The sequence below is a fragment of the Streptomyces sp. NPDC005576 genome (genome assembly GCF_042871745.1).
Taxonomy (GTDB): Bacteria; Actinomycetota; Actinomycetes; order Streptomycetales; family Streptomycetaceae; genus Streptomyces.
In genome coordinates, this window is record NZ_JBIAJC010000011.1 from 271,342 (window position 1) to 287,274 (window position 15,933).

Genomic DNA, 15,933 nt, shown 5'->3' on the forward strand with positions numbered 1-15,933 from the left:
CGGCGCAGTGCGACACCGGCCGACCCGAGCCGGTTCCGACGGCCCGGCCCGACACCGACCCGAACCCGAGGGTTTCGTCCCATGCCCCCCACGCTCGCCTCCCTCGTCCAGCACACGGCCCTCAAGCTCCGCGTCCGCGCCGCGGCGGACCGCCTCGACACCCCGGTGCGCTGGGCCCACGCCAGTGAACTCGCCGACCCCGTTCCGTACATGGACGGCGGTGAGCTGCTGCTCGTGACCGCCGCCAACCTCGACGCCGAGAACCCGGAGGAGATGCGCCGCTACGTGCGGCGGCTGACCGCCGCCGGGGTCGCCGGGCTCGGCTTCGCCGTGGGCGTCGTGCACGAGGCGGTCCCCACGGCCCTCGTGGACGCGGCCGAGGAGGCGGGGATGCCACTCCTGGAAGTGCCCCGGCCGACCCCGTTCATCGCCATCAGCAAGGCGGTCTCCGCGGCGATCGCGGCCGACCAGTACCGAGCGGTCACCGCCGGGTTCGAGGCCCAGCGGGAACTGACCAGGGCCGCGCTCACCGCCGAAGGCCCCGCCCCGCTGCTGGGCCGCCTCGCCGCCCACGTCGACGGCTGGGCCGCCCTGTACGACACCTCCGGCGCGGTCGTCGCGGCCGCCCCCGAATGGGCCGCCCGTCGGGCCGCCCGGCTCACCCCGGACGTGGCCCGGCTGCGCGAGCGGCCCGCACCGGCCAGCGCCGTGGTGGGCTCTGCGGAGGACCGGGTCGAACTCCAGACCCTGGGCACCGGCCGCCGGGCCCGGGGCGCCCTCGCCGTCGGTACGGGCGCGGCCCTCGGCACCGCCGAGCGGTACGCCGTCAACTCGGCAGTCGCGCTGCTCACCCTGACCACGGCCCGCTCCCGTGCGCTCCACAGCGCCGAACAACGGCTGGGCGCCGCGGTGCTCCGGATGCTGCTCTCCGGCGAGCCCGACCATGCCCGGGCCGTCGCGGGGGACCTCTACGGCGGGCTCTTCGACGCGCCGTTCCGGCTGCTGATCGCCGAGCCGGCGGCCGGTCCGGCGACGGCCGCGGCCGGCGCGGCGGCCGGCGCCGGACCGGCCGTGGCGGAGGTCCTCGCCGAGGCCCTCGACACGGCGGCCATCCGGGCCGGGGAGCCGCTGCTCGCGGTCCCCGACGGGGACCGGCTGGTGGTGCTGGCCGTGGACGGAGGCGCGGCGGTCGCCGCGTGCGCCGCCTACGCGGAGGCGCAGGACGTCAGGCCGGCGCGCGACAAGGGCGCGGAGGGGGCGCGCGTCGTGGTGGGGCTCTCCGCCCCCGCCGGGCCGATAGCGGTCTCCGCCGCGTACAAGCAGGCCGAGCAGGCACTCTCGGTCGCCCGCCGCCGGGGCAGGGCTCTGGTGGAGCACGAGGAACTCGCGGCCGGTTCGGTGCTGCCGCTCCTCGCGGACGACGCGGTACGCGCCTTCGCGGACGGCATGCTCCGCGCCCTGCGCGAGCACGACGCCAAGGGCCGGGGCGACCTGGTGGCCTCGCTCCGCGCGTGGCTCTCCCGGCACGGTCAGTGGGACGCCGCCGCCGCCGACCTCGGCGTGCACCGGCACACCCTGCGGTACCGGATGCGGCGGGTGGAGGAGATCCTCGGGCGCTCGCTCGACGACCCGGACGCCCGGATGGAACTCTGGCTCGCCCTGAAGGCGACGGCCTCACCGGCGGCGGACACCTGAGCGGACGAGCCGGGCGGCCACCACCGGGAGGGGCCCCGCCTTCGACAATTCGGCGTCCCGCCGCCCGCGCCCGCTCCATCATGGACAAGCCCCACGGGCCGGGGCCCGCCCTACGGTGGGCGGGCGACACCCGCGACGGCGGGCCGCCGCACCCCACGCACTCCACGCACTCCGCGCGGGACACCACGGGCGGGCGCGCGACGCCCGTCGCGCGCCACACGACCTCCGAAGGGCCGGACCTCCATGACTTCCACCCACGCCTTCTGGCTGGCCGGCCGCCAGGCCACCGGCGAGGACAGCTTCGCCGTCACCAACCCGTGGGACGGCCGGCTCGTCGGCACCGTCAGCGTGCCGACCGACGCACAGATCGAGGAGGCCGTCGCCGCCGCGCACGCCGTCCGCGAGGAGTTCGCCGCGACCCCCGCGCACGTCAGGGTCGCCGCGCTCGACCACGTCGTACGCCGCCTCGGAGAGCGCACCGAGGAGATCGCCCGGCTGATCTCCGCCGAGAACGGCAAGCCGGTCAAGTGGGCCCGAGGCGAGGTCGGCCGCGCGGTCTCCGTCTTCCGGTTCGCGGCCGAGGAGGCCCGCCGGTACAACGGCGGCGACTCCCAGCGGCTGGACACCGACGCGGGTGGCACCGGGCGCCTCGGCCTCACCCGCCGCTTCCCGCGGGGCGCGGTCCTCGGCATCTCGCCGTTCAACTTCCCGCTCAACCTGAGCGCCCACAAGGTCGCCCCGGCCATCGCGGTCGGCGCCCCGATCATCCTCAAGCCCGCCCCAGCCACCCCGATCTCCTCGCTGATCCTCGGCGAGCTGCTGGCCGAGACGGATCTGCCGGCCGGCTCCTGGTCGGTGCTGACCGTGCCCAACGACCGGATGCCCGCCCTCGTCCAGGACGAGCGGCTGCCGGTGATCTCCTTCACCGGCTCCGGCCCGGTCGGCTACTCGATCATGGAGTCGGTACCGCGCAAGCACTGCACCCTGGAGCTGGGCGGCAACGGCGCGGCGGTCGTCCTCGGCGACTACGCCTCCGAGGAGGACCTGGACTGGGCCGCGACCCGCATCGCGACCTTCTCCAACTACCAGGGCGGCCAGTCCTGCATCTCGGTGCAGCGGGTCATCGTCGACGCCTCGGTCCACGACCGCCTCGTCCCGAAGATCGTCGCCGCCACCGAGGCCCTGATCACCGGTGATCCCTCCGACGACGCCACGGACGTCGGCCCGCTCGTCAGCGAGGAGGCGGCGGTGCGCGTCGAGTCCTGGGTCGACGAGGCGGTCCGCGCGGGCGCCGAGCTCCTCACCGGCGGCACGCGCGACGGCGCCACCTACGCGCCGACCGTCCTCGCCGGGCTCCCCGACTCGACCACCCTCGCCCACGAGGAGGTCTTCGGGCCGGTCATGTCGATCCAGAAGGTGGACGGCGAGGCGGCGGCCTTCGCGGCCGTCAACTCCTCGAAATACGGCCTCCAGGCGGGCGTCTTCACGCACGACCTGCAGGCCGCCTTCCGTGCCCACCGGGCCCTGGAGGTCGGTGGCGTGATCATCGGCGACGTCCCCTCCTACCGCGCCGACCAGATGCCGTACGGCGGGGCCAAGCAGTCCGGCGTCGGCCGCGAGGGCGTGCGCTACGCGATGGACGACTACACCTACGAGCGCGTCCTGGTCCTGACCGGCCTCGCCCTCTAGTGCCGGGCGCGGCACCAGGTCGTGTCTGACCATTCCCGCCGGGCGGGCGGCGCCCGGCGCGGCACCTCCGTCGCGCACCCGCCAGGAATTGCGGGACAGCCTTGGGACGACCGGGCCCCGCCCCCGTGTGGCGTGCGGCGGGCGGGACGGCGTCACGCGGCCGGAGCTCCCTGTGCAGGGGCTCCGGCCGCCCGCGTCCGGGGTCGGGGACGCCCGCCGCTGCGGTGGTGGGGGCGGGACGAATCGGGTAGATACGGACGTGTGTCACCGGTTGCAGCCCCGCGGGCGCGGAGCCGGTCACCCGCCGTCACCCCCGATCCGCCCCGCGGAGAGGTGAGCCCCATGTCCGCACCGCAAGCCCCCCAGGACCTCCCCGAACGCCCCGGCGCGGCCAGAGCCTCCGCCCCCGACCGCTCCCACCCGCCGCGGCCGGGGGTGACCGAGCGGGAGGCGCGCCGTGTCGCCGAGGACGCCCGCGAGCAGGACTGGCACCGGCCCAGCTTCGCCAAGGAACTCTTCCTCGGGCGGCTCCGCCTCGACCTGATCCACCCGCACCCGCTGCCCGCGGGGGAGGACGTCCGGCGCGGCGAGGAGTTCCTCGCCCGGCTGCGCGCGTTCTGCCTCTCCCACGTCGACGGCGCCCTCATCGAACGCGAGGCGCGCATCCCCGACGAGGTGATCGCCGGACTCAAGGAGCTCGGCGCGCTCGGCATGAAGATCGACCCGAAGTACGGCGGCCTCGGCCTCACCCAGGTCTACTACAACCGGGCCCTCGCCCTGGCCGGCTCGGCCAGTCCGGCGGTCGGCGCGCTCCTCTCGGCCCACCAGTCGATCGGCGTACCGCAGCCGCTGAAGATGTTCGGCACGCAGGAGCAGAAGGACGCCTTCCTGCCCCGGCTCGCCCGTACCGACATCTCGGCCTTCCTGCTCACCGAGCCCGACGTCGGCTCCGACCCCGCCCGGCTGGCCACCACCGCCGTCCCGGACGGCGACGCATACGTCCTGGACGGCGTGAAGCTGTGGACCACCAACGGCGTCGTCGCCGATCTGCTGGTCGTCATGGCCCGGGTGCCCGAGGGCCCGGACCACGCGGGCGGTATCACCGCCTTCGTCGTCGAGGCGGACGCGCCGGGCATCACCGTGGAGCGCCGCAACGCCTTCATGGGGCTGCGCGGCATCGAGAACGGCGTCACCCGGTTCCACGGCGTACGGGTGCCCGCGGCCAACCGCATCGGACCCGAGGGCGCCGGCCTGAAGATCGCGCTGACCACCCTCAACACCGGCCGGCTCTCGCTCCCGGCCATGTGCGTCGGGGTCGGCAAGTGGTCCCTGAAGATCGCCCGCGAATGGTCGGCCGTCCGCGAGCAGTGGGGCAGGCCCGTCGCCCGGCACGAGGCGGTCGGCGCGAAGATCTCCTTCATCGCCGCCACCACCTTCGCACTGGAGGCCGTGGTCGACCTCGCCTCCCAGATGGCCGACGAGGACCGCAACGACATCCGGATCGAGGCCGCCCTCGCCAAGCTGTACGGCTCCGAGATGGGCTGGCGGATCTCCGACGAACTGGTGCAGATCCGCGGCGGACGCGGCTTCGAGACCGCCGACTCCCTCGCCGCCCGCGGCGAACGGGCCGTCCCCGCCGAGCAGATGCTCCGTGACATGCGGATCAACCGCATCTTCGAGGGATCCACCGAGATCATGCACCTGCTGATCGCCCGCGAGGCGGTCGACGCCCACCTCAAGGTGGCCGGGGACCTCATCGACCCCGAGAAGCCGCTCGCCGACAAGGCGAGGGCCGGTGCGGCGGCGGCCGGCTTCTACGCCCGCTGGCTGCCGAAACTGGTCGCGGGACCCGGTCAGGTGCCCAGCTCGTACGCGGAGTTCCGGCCCGCCGGACACCCGGACCTCTCCCACCACCTGCGGTACGCCGAGCGCGCCGCGCGCCGGCTGGCCCGCTCCACCTTCTACGCGATGTCCCGCTGGCAGGGCCGGATGGAGACCAAACAGGGCTTCCTGGGCCGGATCGTCGACATCGGTGCCGAGCTCTTCGCGATGAGCGCCGCCTGTGTCCGCGCGGAGCTGCTGCGCGGACAGGGCGAACACGGCCGCGAGGCCTACCAGCTCGCCGACGCCTTCTGCCGGCAGTCCCGGCTCAGGACGGAGGAACTGTTCGGCCGCCTCTGGGCCAACACCGACGACCTGGACCGGCGGGTGGTCGACCGGGTCCTCGCGGGCTCCTACACCTGGCTGGAGGACGGGGTCATCGATCCCAGCGGCGACGGTCCCTGGATCGCGGACGCGACCCCCGGCCCGGCCCGGGCCGAGAGCGCCCGCCGCCCCTATCGCTGAGCCCGGCGGTTCCCCGGGGGCGCGTCCACCCGCTGGACGCGCCCCGCCCGTCGCGCGCGGACACGGCAGGATGACCCGCCGTGACCGTCATCCAGATTCCCGGCTCCAAGTCCGTCACCGCCCGCGCCCTCTTCCTCGCCGCGGCGGCGGACGGCACCACCACCCTCCTGCACCCGCTCCGTTCGGACGACACCGAGGGGTTCACCGAGGGCCTCACCCGCCTCGGGTACGGGGTCACGAAGGAGGAGGACCGCTGGCACATCGAGGGCCGCCCCGCCGGACCCGGTGTCGCCGAGGCCGACGTGTACTGCCGGGACGGCGCGACCACGGCCCGCTTCCTGCCCACCCTCGTCTCCGCCGCGCCCTCCGGCACGTACCGCTTCGACGCCTCCGCCCAGATGCGGCGCCGCCCGCTCGCCCCGCTCAGCAGGGCGCTGCGGGAACTCGGCGTCGACCTGCGCCACGACGCGGCGGACGGCCACCACCCGCTGCGGGTGCACGCCGCCGGCATCGAGGGCGGCCGGATCACGCTGGACGCGGGGGAGTCCTCGCAGTACCTCACCGCCCTGCTGATGCTCGGCCCCCTGACGGCCGGGGGGCTGACGATCGACGTCACCCAGCTGGTCTCGGCGCCGTACATCGGGATCACCCTCGCGATGATGCGGGACTTCGGGGTCGAGGTCACCCGCGAGGGGGACACCTTCATCGTGCCGTCCGGCGGCTACTGGGCCACCACGTACGCCGTCGAACCGGACGCCTCCACCGCCAGTTACTTCTTCGCGGCCGCCGCCCTCACCGGCGGCGAGGTCACCGTCCCCGGCCTCGGCACCGACGCGCTCCAGGGCGATCTCCGCTTCGTCGACGTGCTGCGGCGGATGGGCGCGGAGGTGACGATCACCGAGGACGCCACCACGGTCCGCTCGGACGGCACCCTGCGCGGCATCACCGTCAACATGCGGGACATCTCCGACACGATGCCGACCCTCGCCGCCCTCGCCCCGTACGCCGACGGGCCGGTCCGGATCGAGGACGTGGCCAACACCCGGGTCAAGGAGTGCGACCGGCTGGAGGCGTGCGCCCAGAACCTCCGCGCGATGGGCATCACCGTGCACACCGGACCCGACTGGATAGAGATCCACCCCGGGACCCCGAGCCCCGTGGAGATCACCACCCACGGCGACCACCGCATCGTCATGTCCTTCGCCGTCGCCGCGTTGCGCAACCCCGGGACCACCTACGACGACCCGGGGTGCGTGCGCAAGACCTTCCCGGACTTCCACGAGGTGTTCGCGCGCTTCTCCGAGGGCCTGGTTCCGCAGGCCGGCTGACGGGCGCCCCTCGCGCGCCCCCGTGTGCCCGGCGGAAACGCGCGCGGAACACCTGATGCCCAGTCATGATCATCGCTACGTAAGGATGTTCGAACAGTGGGGTGGAAGTGACGCCAGGGGCGGGGAACAGAGGCGGACGGAGCACCCGGCGGAGCGGAGCGGCCACCGCCGTGGCCGTGGTGGCGCTGCTGCTGGCGGGTACGACCGCCTGCGGCGGCGGCCGCACGAGGACGGCAAGGCAGGGGCATCGGCCACCGGGGTGGCGACCGACGCGGCCGGTGCCCAGCCGGCCATCGAACAGGAGCTCACGGCCGCCGCCTTCGTCCACCCCGGAGTTCCACGCCGACCTGCTGGGCACCGCCGACTTCGGCGGCGTGCCGCAGGAGGTCACGACCGCGCAGTGGGATAAGTTCCGGGCCGCGCGGGGCTGAATCGGCGGCCCCGGACGGTGCGACCCGGGACGCCCTGTCCTCGCGCACAGCGGGAGCGGCGACAATGGGCGCCATGACCGACAGCCCTGCCCCCCTCGCCGATCCGCATCTCGTCCACGACGCGACGGAAGGCCGCCGGGACCTCGTGATCCTCGGCTCCACCGGGTCCATCGGAACCCAGGCCATCGACCTGGTGCTGCGCAACCCCGACCGCTTCCGGGTCACCGCGCTCTCGGCGGCGGGCGGGCGGGTCGCCCTCCTCGCCGCCCAGGCGCGCCGGCTCGCGGTGGACACGGTCGCCGTCGCCGCCGAGGACGCCGTGCCCGCCCTGCGCGAGGCGCTCCGCGCGGAGTACGGCACGGGGGAGCCGCTCCCCGAGATCCTGGCCGGCCCCGACGCCGCCGCCACCCTCGCGGCGAGCCCCTGCCACACCGTGCTCAACGGCATCACCGGCTCCATCGGTCTCGCGCCGACGCTGGCCGCGCTGAAGGCGGGCCGCACTCTGGCCCTGGCCAACAAGGAGTCGCTCATCGTCGGCGGCCCGCTGGTCAAGGCGCTCGCCGCGCCCGGCCAGATCATCCCGGTCGACTCCGAGCACGCCGCGCTCTTCCAGGCGCTCGCCGCCGGCACCCGCGCCGACGTGGCGAAGCTCGTCGTCACCGCGTCCGGCGGGCCGTTCCGGGGACGTACGCGGAGCGAACTGGCCGACGTCACCCGGGAGCAGGCGCTCGCCCACCCCACCTGGGCCATGGGCCCGGTCATCACGATCAACTCCGCGACCCTCGTCAACAAGGGGCTGGAGGTCATCGAGGCGCACCTCCTCTACGACATTCCGTTCGAGCGCATCGAGGTCGTCGTCCACCCGCAGTCGTACGTGCACTCCATGGTCGAGTTCACCGACGGTTCCACGCTCGCCCAGGCCACCCCGCCCGACATGCGGGGTCCGATCGCCGTGGGGCTGGGCTGGCCGCAGCGGGTCCCGGGCGCCGCCCCGGCCTTCGACTGGACCAAGGCCTCCACCTGGGAGTTCTTCCCGCTGGACACCGAGGCGTTCCCGGCGGTCGGTCTCGCCCGGCACGTCGGCGCCCTCGGCGGGACAGCGCCGGCGGTCTTCAACGCCGCCAACGAGGAGTGCGTCGACGCGTTCCTGTCCGGCGCGCTCCCCTTCAACGGCATCATGGACACCGTCACCGCGGTGGTCGCCGAGCACGGCACCCCCGCCCCGGGAACTTCACTGGCGGTCGCGGACGTCTTGGAAGCGGAGACCTGGGCACGCGCCCGGGCCCGTGAACTCTCGGCGAAGTCGACTGCGGAGGCGCACGCATGAGTTTGAGCACGATCCTGCTGACGGTCCTGGGGATCGCCGTCTTCGTCGTGGGCCTGCTGTTCTCGATCGCCTGGCACGAGCTCGGCCACCTCTCCACGGCCAAGCTCTTCGGCATCCGGGTCCCGCAGTACATGGTCGGTTTCGGCCCCACCCTCTGGTCGCGCAAGAAGGGCGACACGGAGTACGGCTTCAAGGCGATCCCGGCCGGCGGGTACATCCGCATGATCGGCATGTTCCCGCCCGGTCCGGACGGCAGGATCGAGGCGCGGTCCACCTCCCCCTGGCGGAGCATGATCGAGGACGCGAGATCCGCCGCCTTCGAGGAGCTCGAACCGGGCGACGAGAGCCGCCTCTTCTACACGCGCAAGCCGTGGAAGCGCGTCATCGTGATGTTCGCCGGGCCGTTCATGAACCTGGTCCTCGCCGTCGCGATCTTCCTGGGCGTCTCCATGACCTTCGGCTTCCAGACCCAGACCACCGAGGTGGCGGGCGTCCAGAAGTGCGTCATCGAGCAGAGCGAGAAGCGCGAGAAGTGCAAGGCCGGCGACCCCGTCTCCCCGGCCCTCGCCGCCGGTCTGCGCACGGGAGACAAGATCGTCGCCTTCGACGGTGCGAAGGTCGACGACTGGGACAAGCTCTCCGACCTCATCCGGCAGACCATCGGCCCCGCCGACATCACCGTCCGGCGGGACGGCCACGACGTCACGCTCCACGCCGTCCTGGCCAAGAACGTCGTGGTGAAGAAGGACGACAAGGGCGAGGCCGTGACGGGCGAGTGGGTGGACGCCGGTTACCTCGGCTTCGCCGCCCGCAGCGAGATCGTGCCCCTCTCCTTCGGCGACTCCGTCGTACGGATGGGCGACATGATCGAGAACGGCGTCCACTCGATCATCGCGCTGCCCTCCAAGATCCCCGGCCTGTGGAACGCCGCCTTCGACGGCGGTGAGCGCGCCGACGACTCGCCGGTGGGCGTGGTGGGAGCCGCGCGGATCGGCGGCGAGGTCATGACCCTCGACGTCCCCGCGCAGAACCAGATCGCGATGATGCTGTTCCTGCTGGCCGGCTTCAACCTCTCGCTCTTCCTCTTCAACATGCTGCCGCTGCTGCCCCTGGACGGCGGCCACATCGCGGGCGCCCTCTGGGAGGCGCTGCGCCGCAACGTGGCCAAGGTCTTCAAGCGGCCCGACCCGGGCCCGTTCGACGTGGCCAAGCTCATGCCGGTCGCCTACGTGGTGGCCGGAATCTTCATCTGCTTCACACTCCTGGTGCTCGTCGCCGACATCGTGAACCCGGTCAAGATCACCTGACCGCGACCTCACCCGCACCACGAGTGGCGGCCGGGCGCACGCGTGGCGCCCGGTCGCACCACCGGCGGAACCCGCCGGTGTTCCGACCCGGGTGCGGCGTCCGCCGGACCTCCGGTGCCGTAACCTCGAAAGCTGTAGCCCGCCGATTTCCGGGCCTCGATCCACACCTTGGGGATGCTCAGCGCATGACTGCGATTTCTCTCGGAATGCCGTCCGTTCCGACCAAGCTCGCCGACCGACGCGTCAGCCGCCAGATCCAGGTCGGATCGGTGGCCGTCGGCGGGGACGCTCCCGTCTCCGTGCAGTCGATGACGACGACGCGCACCTCGGACATCGGCGCGACGCTCCAGCAGATCGCCGAGCTGACCGCTTCCGGGTGCCAGATCGTGCGGGTGGCGTGCCCCACCCAGGACGACGCCGACGCCCTCGCCACCATCGCGAGCAAGTCGCAGATCCCGGTCATCGCCGACATCCACTTCCAGCCCAAGTACGTCTTCGCCGCCATCGACGCCGGCTGCGCCGCGGTCCGGGTGAACCCGGGCAACATCAAGCAGTTCGACGACAAGGTCAAGGAGATCGCCCGCGCCGCGGGCGCGGCCGGCACCCCGATCCGGATCGGCGTGAACGCCGGTTCCCTCGACGCCCGGCTGATGAAGAAGTACGGCAAGGCCACCCCCGAGGCCCTGGTCGAGTCCGCCCTCTGGGAGGCGTCCCTCTTCGAGGAGCACGGCTTCCGGGACATCAAGATCTCGGTCAAGCACAACGACCCGGTCGTCATGGTCAACGCCTACCGCCAGCTGGCCGCCGCGTGCGACTACCCGCTGCACCTCGGCGTCACCGAGGCCGGCCCGGCGTTCCAGGGCACCATCAAGTCCGCCGTCGCCTTCGGCGCGCTGCTCTCCGAGGGCATCGGCGACACGATCCGCGTCTCCCTCTCGGCCCCGCCGGTCGAGGAGGTCAAGGTCGGCCTCCAGATCCTGGAAGCCCTCAACCTCAAGCAGCGCCGCCTGGAGATCGTCTCCTGCCCGTCCTGCGGTCGCGCCCAGGTCGACGTGTACAAGCTCGCGGACCAGGTCAGCGCCGGCCTCGAAGGCATGGAGGTGCCGCTGCGCGTCGCCGTCATGGGATGCGTCGTCAACGGCCCGGGCGAGGCCCGCGAGGCCGACCTCGGCGTTGCCTCCGGCAACGGCAAGGGGCAGATCTTCGTGAAGGGCGAGATCATCAAGACCGTCCCCGAGTCGAAGATCGTCGAGACCCTCATCGAGGAGGCGCTGAAGATCGCCGAGCAGATGGAGAAGGACGGCATCGCCTCGGGCGAGCCCCAGGTCGCCGTCGGCTGACCACCGGGCGGACCCGCCCGCACCGGCTTCCGCGCCCCGCCAGGACGACATCGTCCGGGCGGGGCGCGGCGTCGTTCCCGGGCCCGGCCCCGTGCGGTGCGCTGCCCGGCCTTCGGATGCGGGCAGCGCCCCAGAGCCTTGTTGGGTACAGTGCGGAAATCAGCAGACCGTATGGTGAGGCCCCCTCGTGTTGACGCACACCACCACCCGGGTCCTCGAACCCAGTGACCTCGGCGCCGCTCTGGCCATTCTGGAGAGCGATCCCGTGGCCAACGCCTTCGTGACCTCCCGTGTCCAGATCGCCGGTCTCGACCCCTGGCGTCTCGGTGGCGAGATGTGGGGCTGGTACGCGGACGGGATGCTCCGCTCGCTCTGCTACTCCGGTGCCAACCTCGTCCCCATCTGCGCGGGTCCCGAGGCCGTACGCGCCTTCGCGGACCGCGCCCGCAGGGCCGGCCGCCGCTGCTCCTCCATCGTCGGCCCGGTCGAGCCCACCGCACTGCTGTGGCGCCTGCTCGAACCCGGCTGGGGCCCCGCCCGCGAGGTCCGCGCCAACCAGCCGCTGATGGTCACCGACCGGCCCTCCACCACCGTGGACCCCGATCCCTACGTCCGCCGCATCCGCAAGGACGAGATGGACGTCATCCTGCCCGCCTGCGTGGCGATGTTCACCGAAGAGGTCGGCGTCTCCCCGCTCGCCGGCGACGGCGGACTGCTCTACCAGGCACGGGTCGCCGAACTCATCGGCGCGGGCCGCTCCTTCGCCCGCATCGACGACGGCAAGGTCGTCTTCAAGGCCGAGATCGGCGCCGCGACCGACCGGGCGTGCCAGATCCAGGGGGTCTGGGTCGCCCCGGAGTTCCGGGGGCTGCGCCTCTCCGAGACCGGGATGTCCGCCGTCCTCAACCACGCGCTCGCCGACGTGGCCCCGCTGGTCAGCCTGTACGTGAACGACTTCAACACCGCCGCCCGCAGGGCGTACAGCCGGGTCGGCTTCCGGGAGACCGGAGCCTTCATGAGCGTCCTGTTCTGACCGCCGGACCCGGGCGCCGCCCCCAGGCCCTCGGACCGCCGCGCGGACGGGCACCCCCGCCAGGGACCGGTGGCGCCCGGCGCGGTGAGGGTCGCCAAGTCGACTTATAGTCGGCAGGGGGCCCGCTGAGGGCCGCGGACCGGTACGTCCGGACACCGCCGCCCCCCGACGTAATGAGCCCCGCCGATGACCGAGACCGCGTCTCCCGCCGACGACCACGTACCCACCACCGCGCCCACCTGGGAGTGGGCGGACGCCCGCGCGGCCTGGGAGGCATGGCGTCAGGAGCGGCACGCCGCCGTCACCGCGCCCACCGGCAACCTCGCCCTGGTGGAGACCCGCCCGCTGGGCCCGGGCGAGGTCCCCGACCCCGTCGCGGCCGGTGCGGGCCTCCCCGACAGCGTCACGGTGACGGTCGTGGAGCGGACCGAACCGGTCAGCGGAGCCCCCGAACACTTCCTGCGCTTCTGGGACGCCGCGGCACCCGCGATCCACTCCTTCGAGCGGATCGACACCTTCCCGTACGACCCGGCCTGGGTGCTCGACGCCACCTACACGCCCGTCGAGGGCGCCCGCAAGGTCGCCTTCGAGCACATCCGGGACAACGGCGGCACCCGCGACCTGGTCGTCCCCGGCGACATCACCCTGACCGTGGACGCCACCCCGTACACCCTGAGCGCCTTCGACGACGACGGCACCCTGCTGCTGGTCTTCGGCGACCCCACCAACGGCGACTCCACCTACGGCGCCGGACGCTTCCTCTTCGTCCCGCACGAGGCCGGGAGCGACCGGGTCACGCTCGACTTCAACCGCGCCTTCGTACCGCCCTGCGGCTTCTCCGACCAGTACAACTGTCCGATGCCGCCCCGGCAGAACCGCCTCCACGTACCCGTCGAAGCGGGGGAGAAGCTCCCCGTGACCAAGGGGCCGGGCGCCCCGGCGCACTGAACCGCACGGACCGCAGGAGTCCGGCCCCCCGGGGCCGCCCGGGGCGGCCGGAGTAGTCTCCGGTGCCATGCCGCTCATTCCCGGAGACCTCAGCGAACCACCCCTGATCGGGCCGCTCGACCTCGCGTCCCGCGTGGACGAGGCGCTCCAGGTGCAGGCCATCGCCTTCGGGCTGGACGTCGGCGAGATCGCCGTACGCCGGCAGATCGTGCTGCGCCACCTCACCCTCCCCGGCGCCCGCGCACTGGGCGCCACCTCCCCCTCGGGACGGCTGCTCGGCTTCGTCTACGGGCTGCCCAACGACCGCGGCCACTGGTGGTCGGGGGTGGTCGAGCCCTACCTCCGCGCGAGGGGGACCGAGGAGTGGCTGGACGGCTCCTTCGTCATCACCGAACTCCACGTGCACCCCGACTTCCAGCAGCACGGCATCGGCCGCGCCCTCATCACCGGGCTGACCGACTCCGCCGCCGAGCCGCGCTCCATCCTGTCGGCCATCGACACCGACAGCCCTGCACGCGGTCTCTACCGCGCTCTCGGCTACACCGATCTCGCCCGGCAGGTCGTTTTCCCCAGCGCCCCGCAGCCGTACGCGGTCATGGGAGCCTCGCTCCCCCTGCGCCGCGGAATCTGAATGGATTTCCGCCCGCACCCGCCGCCCGGCTAATCTCGGGCGCATCACCTTCGGGGGTCCGGGGGCGTCCCCCCGGTAGACACAGTCGAGCAGGAGTTCATCATGGCCCAGGTCCAGCGCATGTCCCGATTGATGATCAAGACACTGCGCGACGACCCGGCGGACGCCGAGACGCTCAACCACAAGCTGCTCGTCCGGGCCGGTTACGTCCGCCGCACCGCCGCCGGCATCTGGTCCTGGCTGCCGCTCGGCAAGAAGGTCCTGGAGAACATCACCCGCGTCGTCCGCGAGGAGATGGACGCCATCGGCGGCCAGGAGGTGCTGCTCCCGGCGCTGCTGCCCAAGGAGGCGTACGAGGCGAGCGGCCGGTACGACGAGTACGGCGACCTGCTCTTCCGCCTCAAGGACCGCAAGGGGGCCGACTATCTCCTCGGCCCCACCCACGAGGAGATCTTCACCCAGGTCGTCAAGGACATGTGCTCGTCCTACAAGGACCTGCCGGTCATCCTCTACCAGATCCAGACCAAGTACCGCGACGAGGCCCGTCCCCGCGCCGGCGTGCTGCGTGGCCGCGAGTTCCAGATGAAGGACTCGTACTCCTTCGACACCACGGACGAAGGCCTGGCCGAGGCGTACCAGCTGCACCGCGCCGCGTACATCCGGATCTTCGAGCGCCTCGGCCTCGACCACCGCATCGTCTCCGCCGTCTCCGGCGCCATGGGCGGTTCCGCCTCCGAGGAGTTCCTCGCCCCCGCGCCCGCCGGCGAGGACACCTTCGTGGACTGCCCGAACTGCGACTACGCCGCCAACACCGAGGCCGTCACCTTCAAGGCCACCGCGGTGGACGGCTCCGCGCACGGACCGGTCGAGGAGCTGGACACCCCGGACACCCCGACCATCGAGACCCTCGCCGCCCACCTCGGCGTCCCGGCCTCCGCCACCCTGAAGAACCTCCTGGTCAAGGTCGACGGCGAGATCGTCGCCGTGGGCGTTCCCGGCGACCGCGAGGTCGACCTCGGCAAGCTCGGCGAGCACCTCGCCCCCGCCGTCGTCGAGCTGGTCACCGCCGAGGACTTCGTGGGCCGCCCCGACCTGGTGCGCGGCTACGTCGGCCCGCAGGGTCTGGAGAAGGTCCGCTACATCGCCGACCCCCGTGTCGCCGCGGGCACCTCCTGGATCACCGGCGCCAACAAGGACGGCAAGCACGCGAAGAACGTCGTCGTGGGCCGCGACTTCGAGGTGGACGACTACCTGGACGTCGTCGTCGTCCGGGCGGGCGACCCGTGCCCCGCGTGCGGCACCGGACTCCAGGTCGACCGCGCCATCGAGATCGGCCACATCTTCCAGCTCGGCCGCAAGTACGCCGACATCTTCAACCTCGACGTACTCGGCCAGCAGGGCAAGCCGGTCCGCGTCACGATGGGCTCCTACGGCATCGGCGTCTCCCGCGCGGTGGCGGCCCTCGCCGAGCAGACCGCCGACGACAAGGGCCTGTGCTGGCCCCGCGAGATCGCCCCGGCCGACGTGCACGTGGTCGCCGCCGGCAAGGCGCTCCAGACCGAGCTGGCCCTGGAGGTCTCCGAGAAGCTGAAGGCGGCGGGCGCCCGGGTGCTGGTCGACGACCGCGCTGGTGTCTCCCCGGGTGTGAAGTTCACCGACGCCGAACTCATCGGTGTGCCGACCATCCTCGTCGCCGGCCGCCGCTCGGCCGAGGGCGTGGTCGAGCTCAAGGACCGCCGCACCGGCGAGCGCGAGGAGCTCACCGTCGACGAGGCGATCGCCCGCATCACCGCCGACCTGGGCTGATCTCCCGGCTCCCAGTACGGAGGAACCCCCCGCGCACCCGGTGCGCGGGGGG

The 15,933-nt window shown here is 72.9% G+C and carries 11 protein-coding genes; all 11 read left to right on the top strand.

The window, feature by feature from the left end; translation table 11 throughout:
- The first annotated feature begins 81 nt into the window (after positions 1-81).
- Positions 82-1,695 (top strand): PucR family transcriptional regulator, encoded by a 1,614-nt coding sequence (locus ACFYPN_RS21665; protein ID WP_389300204.1) that lies wholly within the window; start codon positions 82-84, stop codon positions 1,693-1,695.
- Between the two features lie 243 nt (positions 1,696-1,938).
- Positions 1,939-3,384, top strand: a complete 1,446-nt coding sequence (locus ACFYPN_RS21670) for an aldehyde dehydrogenase family protein (protein ID WP_389300207.1) — start codon at positions 1,939-1,941, stop codon at positions 3,382-3,384.
- Between the two features lie 342 nt (positions 3,385-3,726).
- Positions 3,727-5,730 carry an acyl-CoA dehydrogenase family protein gene (locus tag ACFYPN_RS21675; RefSeq protein WP_358756723.1) on the top strand — a complete coding sequence of 668 codons (2,004 nt, stop codon included), beginning with the start codon at positions 3,727-3,729 and terminating at the stop codon, positions 5,728-5,730.
- An 80-nt stretch (positions 5,731-5,810) separates the two neighbouring features.
- Complete coding sequence (gene aroA, locus ACFYPN_RS21680) at positions 5,811-7,058, top strand: 3-phosphoshikimate 1-carboxyvinyltransferase (protein WP_358756725.1); 1,248 nt, start codon at positions 5,811-5,813, stop codon at positions 7,056-7,058.
- Positions 7,059-7,553: 495 nt separating this feature from the next.
- A complete protein-coding gene (gene dxr / locus ACFYPN_RS21685; RefSeq protein ID WP_358756726.1) occupies positions 7,554-8,816 on the top strand; it encodes a 1-deoxy-D-xylulose-5-phosphate reductoisomerase in 1,263 nt (420 codons plus the stop codon).
- Positions 8,813-10,123 carry a site-2 protease family protein gene (locus ACFYPN_RS21690; protein ID WP_358756727.1) on the top strand — a complete coding sequence of 437 codons (1,311 nt, stop codon included), beginning with the start codon at positions 8,813-8,815 and terminating at the stop codon, positions 10,121-10,123. The genes dxr and ACFYPN_RS21690 overlap by 4 nt, the downstream gene beginning before the upstream one ends.
- 185 nt (positions 10,124-10,308) lie before the next feature.
- The gene (gene ispG, locus ACFYPN_RS21695) at positions 10,309-11,463 is read left to right on the top strand and encodes a flavodoxin-dependent (E)-4-hydroxy-3-methylbut-2-enyl-diphosphate synthase (RefSeq protein ID WP_358756728.1); all 1,155 of its coding nucleotides are present in this window, start codon (positions 10,309-10,311) and stop codon (positions 11,461-11,463) included.
- A 187-nt stretch (positions 11,464-11,650) separates the two neighbouring features.
- The gene (locus ACFYPN_RS21700) at positions 11,651-12,496 is read left to right on the top strand and encodes a GNAT family N-acetyltransferase (protein ID WP_358756730.1); all 846 of its coding nucleotides are present in this window, start codon (positions 11,651-11,653) and stop codon (positions 12,494-12,496) included.
- A gap of 186 nt (positions 12,497-12,682) precedes the next feature.
- A complete protein-coding gene (locus ACFYPN_RS21705; protein WP_358756731.1) occupies positions 12,683-13,444 on the top strand; it encodes a DUF1684 domain-containing protein in 762 nt (253 codons plus the stop codon).
- 67 nt (positions 13,445-13,511) lie between these two features.
- Positions 13,512-14,075, top strand: coding sequence for a GNAT family N-acetyltransferase (locus tag ACFYPN_RS21710; RefSeq protein WP_358756733.1), 564 nt, complete (start codon positions 13,512-13,514; stop codon positions 14,073-14,075).
- A 102-nt stretch (positions 14,076-14,177) separates the two neighbouring features.
- The gene (locus ACFYPN_RS21715) at positions 14,178-15,881 is read left to right on the top strand and encodes a proline--tRNA ligase (protein WP_358756735.1); all 1,704 of its coding nucleotides are present in this window, start codon (positions 14,178-14,180) and stop codon (positions 15,879-15,881) included.
- The last annotated feature ends 52 nt before the right edge of the window (positions 15,882-15,933 follow it).